Raw genomic sequence first — 1,351 nt, 5'->3', positions numbered from 1 at the left:
CACGCATTACTGCGCTTCCAGTTCTGGCCTATCAACCCCATAGTCTGTAGGGGGTCTTACCCACTCAAGGTGGTGAGAAACCTAATCTTGGAACAGGCTTCCCGCTTAGATGCTTTCAGCGGTTATCCCTTCCGAACGTAGCCAACCAGCCGTGCTCCTGGTGGAACAACTGGCACACCAGAGGTTCGTCCGTCCCGGTCCTCTCGTACTAGGGACAGCCTTCCTCAAGTTTCTAACGCGCGCGGCGGATAGAGACCGAACTGTCTCACGACGTTCTAAACCCAGCTCGCGTGCCGCTTTAATGGGCGAACAGCCCAACCCTTGGGACCTACTCCAGCCCCAGGATGCGACGAGCCGACATCGAGGTGCCAAACCATCCCGTCGATATGGACTCTTGGGGAAGATCAGCCTGTTATCCCCGGGGTACCTTTTATCCGTTGAGCGACACCGCTTCCACTTGCCGGTGCCGGATCACTAGTCCCGACTTTCGTCCCTGCTCGACCTGTCAGTCTCACAGTCAAGCTCCCTTGTGCACTTGCACTCAACACCTGATTGCCAACCAGGCTGAGGGAACCTTTGGGCGCCTCCGTTACATTTTGGGAGGCAACCGCCCCAGTTAAACTACCCACCAGGCACTGTCCCTGAACCAGATCATGGTCCGAGGTTGAGGTATCCAATACGATCAGAGTGGTATTTCAACAACGACTCCACGAACACTGGCGTGCCCGCTTCACAGTCTCCCACCTATCCTACACAAACCGAACCGAACACCAATACCAAGCTATAGTGAAGGTCCCGGGGTCTTTTCGTCCTGCCGCGCGTAACGAGCATCTTTACTCGTACTGCAATTTCGCCGAGTCTGTGGTTGAGACAGCAGAGAAGTCGTTACGCCATTCGTGCAGGTCGGAACTTACCCGACAAGGAATTTCGCTACCTTAGGATGGTTATAGTTACCACCGCCGTTTACTGGGGCTTAAATTCTCAGCTTCGCCTTACGGCTAACCGGTCCTCTTAACCTTCCAGCACCGGGCAGGCGTCAGTCCATATACATCGTCTTACGACTTCGCATGGACCTGTGTTTTTAGTAAACAGTCGCTTCTCTCTGGTCTCTGCGACCCCACACAGCTCACGGAGTAAATCCGGTCACCATGCGAGGTCCCCCTTCTCCCGAAGTTACGGGGGCATTTTGCCGAGTTCCTTAACCACAGTTCTCTCGATCTCCTTGGTATTCTCTACCTGACCACCTGTGTTGGTTTGGGGTACGGGCCACATCAGATCTCGCTAGAGGCTTTTCTCGGCAGCATAGGATCATGGAATTCACCGCAACGGCTACGCATCACCTCTCAGGCTT

At 54.6% G+C, this 1,351-nt stretch carries 1 rRNA gene; it reads right to left on the bottom strand.

Annotation, left to right across the window (positions count from 1 at the left end):
* Positions 1–1,351 (bottom strand): 23S ribosomal RNA (locus WFK95_RS24680); the annotation flags it as partial.

Origin of the sequence: Tsukamurella sp. USMM236, from assembly GCF_037148755.1 — a bacterium.
Lineage (GTDB): Bacteria > Actinomycetota > Actinomycetes > Mycobacteriales > Mycobacteriaceae > Tsukamurella.
Note: the sequence above shows the minus strand (reverse complement) of the source record. Positions and strands in the feature narration are given on the sequence as shown.